Annotated in this window: 8 protein-coding genes and 1 pseudogene; all 9 read left to right on the top strand. The window is 57.2% G+C overall.

Annotated elements, in window-relative coordinates; translation table 11 throughout:
- A pseudogene (gidA, locus tag JWQ61_RS13540) lies at window positions 1–758 on the top strand (tRNA uridine-5-carboxymethylaminomethyl(34) synthesis enzyme MnmG); the annotation flags it as partial.
- An 81-nt stretch (window positions 759–839) separates the two neighbouring features.
- On the top strand, window positions 840–1,511 hold the full coding sequence (gene rsmG, locus JWQ61_RS13535) for a 16S rRNA (guanine(527)-N(7))-methyltransferase RsmG (protein WP_304360982.1): 672 nt from the start codon (window positions 840–842) through the stop codon (window positions 1,509–1,511).
- Window positions 1,512–1,546: 35 nt separating this feature from the next.
- Window positions 1,547–2,182, top strand: a complete 636-nt coding sequence (gene leuE / locus JWQ61_RS13530) for a leucine efflux protein LeuE (protein ID WP_304360981.1) — start codon at window positions 1,547–1,549, stop codon at window positions 2,180–2,182.
- A gap of 21 nt (window positions 2,183–2,203) precedes the next feature.
- Entirely contained in the window at window positions 2,204–2,974 is a 771-nt protein-coding gene (locus JWQ61_RS13525; protein ID WP_304360980.1) for a ParA family protein, read from the top strand.
- A gap of 126 nt (window positions 2,975–3,100) precedes the next feature.
- On the top strand, window positions 3,101–3,997 hold the full coding sequence (locus JWQ61_RS13520) for a ParB/RepB/Spo0J family partition protein (protein ID WP_304360979.1): 897 nt from the start codon (window positions 3,101–3,103) through the stop codon (window positions 3,995–3,997).
- Between the two features lie 296 nt (window positions 3,998–4,293).
- Window positions 4,294–4,638 (top strand): ATP synthase subunit I, encoded by a 345-nt coding sequence (locus JWQ61_RS13515; protein WP_120233959.1) that lies wholly within the window; start codon window positions 4,294–4,296, stop codon window positions 4,636–4,638.
- Entirely contained in the window at window positions 4,635–5,459 is an 825-nt protein-coding gene (gene atpB, locus JWQ61_RS13510; RefSeq protein WP_304360978.1) for a F0F1 ATP synthase subunit A, read from the top strand. The genes JWQ61_RS13515 and atpB overlap by 4 nt, the downstream gene beginning before the upstream one ends.
- A 108-nt stretch (window positions 5,460–5,567) precedes the next feature.
- The gene (atpE, locus tag JWQ61_RS13505) at window positions 5,568–5,813 is read left to right on the top strand and encodes a F0F1 ATP synthase subunit C (RefSeq protein ID WP_011872763.1); all 246 of its coding nucleotides are present in this window, start codon (window positions 5,568–5,570) and stop codon (window positions 5,811–5,813) included.
- A gap of 66 nt (window positions 5,814–5,879) precedes the next feature.
- Complete coding sequence (locus JWQ61_RS13500; RefSeq protein ID WP_092395807.1) at window positions 5,880–6,350, top strand: F0F1 ATP synthase subunit B; 471 nt, start codon at window positions 5,880–5,882, stop codon at window positions 6,348–6,350.

Below are 6,350 nucleotides of genomic sequence, written 5' to 3'. Positions count from 1 at the left end.
TGAACGCGGCGCTGCAAACGCAGGAGCGCGATGCCTGGACTCCGCGCCGCGACGAAGCCTACCTCGGCGTGCTGGTCGACGACCTGATTACCCAAGGCGTGCAAGAGCCATACCGCATGTTCACCAGCCGCGCCGAGTACCGCCTCAGCCTGCGCGAAGACAATGCCGACTTGCGCCTGACCGAGATCGGCCGCCAGCTGGGTTGCGTCGGCGATGTCCAATGGGCGCAGTTCGAGAAAAAGCGCGAAGCGGTGGCGCTCGAGATGGAGCGCCTGCGTTCGACCTGGGTCAACCCGCGCATCGTGGCAGAAGCGGAAGCAGAGCGTTTGCTGGGCAAGGCCATCGAACGCGAATATTCGCTGGTCGACCTGTTGCGCCGTCCAAACGTTTCTTACGATCAACTGATGACGCTCAAGGGCCTGGATGGCCAGGACCTGGGCGGTCCTGGCGTACAGGACGATACGGTCAAGGAACAGGTCGAAATCCAGGTCAAATACGCCGGTTATATCGACCGCCAGGCGAAAGAAGTAGAACGCCACGAGCACAATGAAAACCTGAAGCTGCCGGCCGACCTCGACTATATGGACGTACAGGCGCTGTCGATCGAGGTGCGCCAGAAACTGAACCTGCACAAGCCAGAAACCTTCGGCCAGGCCTCGCGCATTTCCGGTGTCACGCCGGCCGCCTTGTCGCTGCTGCTGGTGCACCTGAAAAAGGGCGGCATGAAGCGCTTGAATGCAGACGATCAGGCTGCCTGATTGCTTAGTTATCAATTACCTAATCAACTACCTAATCAACTACCATCGAGGTAATTGCCCGGACAATCGAGGAGTGGCAACATGAGTTCAACGCAGACCGCGCCAGCGGCAAAACAAGCGCTGGAGGCGAGCCTGCAGCAAGGAGCATCAGCACTGGGAATCACGCTGGACCACGGCCAGCAGCAGCAACTGCTGGCCTACCTGGACCTGCTGGCAAAGTGGAACAAGGTGTATAACCTGACCTCGATCCGCGAACCGGCGCAGATGATGACCCACCATTTGCTGGATTCGCTGGCGGTAGTGCCGGCTTTTGCGGCAGCAGGGAATGTGCTGGATGTCGGCGCCGGCGGCGGCCTGCCAGGGATGGTCCTGGCGATCTGGGCCGGCAAGGCTGAGCCGCAGATGCGGGTGTCGATGATCGATACGGTGCACAAGAAAACAGCATTCCTGACCCAGGTAAAAGCCGAGCTGGGCCTGGGCAACGTAAGTGTTCACACCGCCCGGGTAGAGCAGTTGCAGGTGGCGCAGAAATTCGACGTGATCACTTCGCGGGCATTTGCGGAGTTGGCCGATTTTATCAACTGGTCGGCGCATTTGCTGACCGATGATGGCCAGTTCATCGCCCTCAAGGGCATGCGTCCGGACGAGGAAATCGCGCGTTTGCCGGCCGCCTGGCAAGTCACGGAAACAAGGCCTCTGGCGGTGCCGGGGCTGGATGCGGAACGTCACCTGGTTTTCATCAAACGCAAGTAACAACGAACGCAAACAAGAATGGGAGCAAGTCGATCATGAGCGCTTTTTTCCACACCCTCGGCATTACCGACGTCTGGCAACTGGTCATAGCGACCATGGTGTTCCTGGCGCTGCCTGGCGCCGGCACCTTCTGCATCCTGACTAGCGCCGGCAGGGAAGGCGTGCGCGGCGGTTATGCTTCGCTGTTCGGCATCATGCTGGGCGATGCGGTGCTGATGTTCCTGGCGGCGATCGGCGTGGCCGCCTTGCTGACCGCCAACCCGATGGTGTTCAAGGCGGTGCAGTACCTGGGCGCGGCGTACCTGGCTTACCTCGGCTGCAAACTGCTGTTTGCCAGGAAGGGCGAGGGCGCAAGCGCCGCCGTGGGTTTCGCCGGCGTCAGCAATTTCACCCGCGGTTTCCTGGTGACCCTGGTCAATCCCAAGGCCATCGTGTTCTACATGGCGTTCTTCCCCCTGTTCATCGATCCGGCCACGCAGCGCGGCAGCCTGACCTTCCTCACCATGGCTGCAATCATCTCCAGTTGCGCGCTGTTTTACGGTAGTCTGCTGGTACTGCTCGGGAATACCGCCGCCAAGCGCCTGGGACACAATCGCCGTATCGCCGCATTCGCTTCCAGGGCCGCGGGAATTTTCCTGATCGGCTTTGGCATCAAATTAACGACTAACTAATCACGACCTTTACACCAATACATGGCAAAAATATTTTGTGTCGCCAATCAAAAGGGCGGGGTCGGTAAAACCACTACCGCCGTGAACCTGGCCGCCGGCCTGGCGCAACTGAACCAGCGCGTATTGCTGGCCGATCTTGACCCGCAAGGCAACGCCACCATGGGCGCGGGGATCAACAAGGGCACGCTGGCTGCCACGATTTATGAAGTACTGCTGGGCATGTCGGATATCAAATCGGTGCGCAAGACTTCCGAGACCGGCGGTTTCGATGTGCTGCCGGCGAACCGCGAACTGGCCGGCGCCGAAGTGGAAATGGTCGAGCTGGAAAATCGCGAGAAACGTCTGAAAGATGCTTTCATCGCAGTGGCCGACGAATACGATTTCATCCTGATCGACTGCCCGCCGGCGCTGTCGATGCTGACCCTGAACGGCTTGTGCGCGGCGCATGGGGTGATCATCCCGATGCAGTGTGAATATTATGCGCTGGAAGGTTTATCGGACCTGGTCAACACCATCAAGAAGGTGCACGCCAACCTGAACCCTGACTTGAAGATCATCGGCCTGCTGCGGGTGATGTTCGATCCGCGCATGACTTTGTCGCAACAGGTGTCGGTCGAGCTGGAAAAGCATTTCGGCGACAAGGTGTTCAAGACCGTGATCCCGCGCAATGTGCGGCTGGCGGAAGCGCCTTCCTACGGCATGCCTGGCGTCACCTTTGACGCCGCGTCCAAAGGCGCGCAGGCGTATATCGCTTTTGGGGCCGAGATGGTGGAACGCATCAAGACCATGTAATGCACAGCTTATCTACAACTTATATACAGCCTTATACAGATTTAATCACAGGCTTGTTCACAGATTTACCCACAGGTTTATCCACAGCTTGTCATAACGTTATCAGTAATTTACGGTAGGAAAAAGATGGTCACGAAGAAATCAAAAGGACTGGGCCGCGGCCTGGAAGCACTGTTAGGCGGATCGACCGATATCACCGAGGCGGTGCCGACCATTGCCGGCGCACCGTCGGTGCTGGCGGTTACCGTCATGCAGGCCGGCAAGTACCAGCCGCGCACCCGCATGGACGAGGGCGCTTTGGCGGAGCTGGCGGCGTCGATCAAGGAGCAGGGCTTGCTGCAGCCTATCCTGGTGCGGCCGATCGCCTTGCACAACGGCGCCCAGCACTATGAAATCATCGCCGGCGAGCGGCGCTTCCGGGCCGCTCAGCTGGCCGGCCTGATCGAGGTGCCGGTGCTGGTCAAGGATGTCGACGACCAGACCACGGCGGCGATGGCGCTGATCGAAAACATGCAGCGCGAGGACCTGAATCCGCTGGAAGAAGCACAGGGTATCCATCGCCTGATTACCGATTTCAGCTTTACCCATGAGCAGGCGGCGGTATCGGTAGGGCGCTCGCGCAGCGCCGTGTCGAACCTGCTGCGCTTGCTGAACCTGGCCAAGCCGGTGCAGACCATGCTGATGGCGGGCGATATCGACATGGGCCACGCGCGGGCGCTGCTGGCGGTGGACGCCGCAACCCAGATCACGCTGGCCAACCAGGTGGTGGCCAAGCGGATGTCGGTGCGCGATACCGAAAAACTGGTGGTGCGCGCCACTACCGAAGCCAACGGCGCCAGCCGGCCGGCCAAGAACAAGGAAAAGTCGCGCGACATCGCCCGGCTGGAAGAAGAATTGTCGGATTTGCTGGCGACCCAGGTAACGATCAAGACCACCGCCAAGAATCGCGGCCAGCTGATCATCGATTTTTCCGACCTGGATACGCTGGACGGCCTGATTGCCCGGCTCAAAGGTGCTGAATAGAAAAAAACAAGGCACTTCACATTATTGGTGCAAAAATCGCCATCAGGACGATTGCAGATACGGTGGCGCGGCCCGCGAAACGGGCTTCCGCAGGCAAGTGGATCTGTTGCATAAGCTTATGATTCGGCAGCAAAAGTTTGACGAAAGCCGCGCCCAGCCTTTATAATCCTCGGGCTTCTAAATCAGCCGTGGACTTGCCTTAGTTGCGTGTTTAACTGCGTGCATTAACTGCGATATATATCAGCCGCGTTCGTCAACTGCGTTGCAAGAGCGGCTTCGCACAATATTGGGTCAGTATGCTGCGCATCGTGCTTATGCAATTTGTTACTACGGTCGTGCTGGCAAGTGTGGCAGGTTTACTAGCCGGCGTATCCGGATTCTGTTCCGCGCTTTTAGGTGGTGTGTGCTGCGCGGTTCCCAACGGACTGTTCGCTCTCCGTCTTTACATCAGCGCGCGCAAACCAGGCGGCGCCAACCCGATGTCTTTTTTCATCGGAGAGTTTGTCAAAATTGCTACAACGATTGCGCTGGTAGGCGCGGTCGTATGGTTGTACCACGATTTGAATTGGCCGGCATTCATCGTCAGCTTCATCGTGGTACTCAAAAGTTACATAATCTTACTTTTTAGACATCGATCATGACTGTAGCTTCAAGCGACGCACTAACCCCCTCAGAGTATATTGTCCATCACCTTGGACATTTTTCAACTGGCCATCAAACCAAGATAGTCGATTTTTCGATTATCAATATCGATACGATCTTCTGGTCGGTGTTCGCCGGCGTGGTCGGCTGCCTGTTGATGTACCTTGCCGCGCGCAAAGCGACTGCAGGCGTGCCGGGCCGCTTCCAGGCGTTCGTCGAAATGGTGGTCGAGATGGTCGACGACCAGGCCAAGGGCATCGTCCACGGCGACCGCAGCTTCATCGCGCCGCTGGCGCTGACCGTGTTCATCTGGGTCGCCCTGATGAACTCGCTCGACTTCCTGCCGGTTGACCTGTTCTCCACCTTCTTCAAAATGGTTCACCTGGACGGCTTGATTTCCCATCATCGCGTAGTGCCGACTGCTGACCTGAACGGCACCATGGGCATCGCCCTCGGCGTGCTGGTGCTGATGCTGTACTACAGCTTCAAGATCAAGGGTTTCGGTGGTTTCCTGCATGAGCTCGTGGCCGCTCCTTTCGGCATCTGGCTGGCCCCTGCCAACCTGTTGCTGAACCTGATTGAATTCGCTGCAAAGACTGTCTCGCTGGCGATGCGGCTGTTCGGCAACATGTATGCCGGCGAACTGTTGTTCCTGCTGATCGCGTTGCTCGGTTCCAGCGCTACCGCGTTCGGTTTTATCGGACATGTCGTGGCCGGCTCGATCTGGGCGATCTTCCACATCCTGATCGTATTGCTGCAAGCGTTCATTTTCATGATGCTGACGCTGGTGTACATCGGCCAGGCTCATGAGGCGCACTAAATAGCGGTATTAATTAGCGCTACTAAGCCGCGCTGGGTTTGAATCAGTAGTTCTTGTTTTGTTTTTTTGTATTAATTTTTGTATTCACTTAACTTTGAAGGAATTGTCATGACTGATCTGTCTTTTGTTGCTTTGGCTTGTGGTTTGATCATCGGTTTGGGCGCTATCGGTGCTTGTATCGGTATCGCAATCATGGGCGGTAAGTACCTCGAAGCATCGGCACGTCAACCAGAACTGATGAACACTCTGCAAACCAAGATGTTCCTGCTGGCTGGTCTGATCGACGCTGCGTTCCTGATCGGTGTTGGTATCGCCATGTTGTTCGCATTCGCAAATCCGTTCATCGCTAAGTAATTTAATCAAGCGTAACCGAATCTGCTGAGTCACTTCAGCACACGTTATTCTGAGAAGGAAATTACCGTGAACTTAAACGCAACATTGTTTGCTCAGTTCGTGGTCTTCTTTGTCCTGGCGCTGTTCACGATGAAATTCGTGTGGCCGCCACTGACCAAGGCGCTCGATGAGCGCGCCAAGAAGATTGCGGACGGCCTGGCAGCCGCTGATCGCGGCAAGGCAGATCTGGCAGCCGCTGAAAAGCGTGCTTCGGCAGAACTGGCGACCGCGCGCGACGAAGGTCAAAAGCGTATTGGCGAAGCTGAAAAGCGCGGCCAGCTGATCGTCGACGAAGCCAAGAAAACGGCTTCCGAAGAAGCTGCCCGCATCATCGCTAACGCTAAAGCCGAAGCGGAACAGCAAATGACCAAAGCACGCGAAGCTCTGCGCGGTGAAGTTGCGACCCTTGCGGTCAAAGGCGCCGAACAGATCCTCAAGCGCGAAGTCAACAGCGCGGCGCATGCCGATTTGCTGAACCAACTGAAAACAGAGCTGTAA

The organism is Collimonas fungivorans (genome assembly GCF_028292705.1).
GTDB lineage: Bacteria > Pseudomonadota > Gammaproteobacteria > Burkholderiales > Burkholderiaceae_D > Collimonas > Collimonas fungivorans_B.
This window is presented reverse-complemented; position numbering and strand designations above follow the sequence as displayed.